1 protein-coding gene is annotated in these 654 nt (G+C 57.3%); it reads left to right on the top strand.

What is annotated here, in order from left to right; all coding sequences use genetic code 11:
* Positions 1 to 654, top strand: a 654-nt coding sequence (locus IE113_RS16140) for a hypothetical protein (protein ID WP_189543361.1), incomplete at both ends; no start/stop codon positions are given.

The raw sequence follows: 654 nt of genomic DNA on the forward strand, positions 1-654 counted from the left end.
ATGACAGTGACCGCAAGAAGGTTCTGGACTGGATCGAGGCCAATGCCGACGTCTCGATGACGCTGGATGTGCCCACCGGCCCCGTCGTGAAGAACCCCAAGCAGTACCGTTACAAGTCAACCGAGGCGTGCCTGTCTGCCACGATGGAGCATCTTCGCTACTTCCACCGCAACCGTACGCCCGAGAAGGTACGGTTCCTGAATGTGCTTCAGGGCAACACGCCTGCTGAAGCCGATCTTTGGTATGATACGGTGCGCCAGTACAAGTTCGAGGGGTGGGCTTTTGCCGGTCTCTTGCGGCACAATTTCTACGAGCTTTGTCGCCGCCTGCTCATCATGTGGCATGATGGTGAGCTGGAACACACGACCCACATCCATGTGCTGGGAACAAACGAGCTCGACACTGCCGTTCTGCTGACGGCCTTGCAGCGCACCCTCAAAAAGCGCACGGGTTACAATATTCGTATCTCGTACGATACCAGTACCCCGTGGCGGAGCCTGCGCTTCAATCAGATGATGACACTGCCCACGTTCGAGCCGGGTCGGATGGTCATGGGCGCTGTCGATGTTCCTGAGAACAAGCAGTTTCGTGACAGTCCGCTTCCGTGGCCGTGGCCCAGCCCGATTGGTAACAAGATGGTCATGGGCGACTATT

This window comes from Novosphingobium arvoryzae, from assembly GCF_014652615.1.
Classification (GTDB): Bacteria; Pseudomonadota; Alphaproteobacteria; order Sphingomonadales; family Sphingomonadaceae; genus Novosphingobium; species Novosphingobium arvoryzae.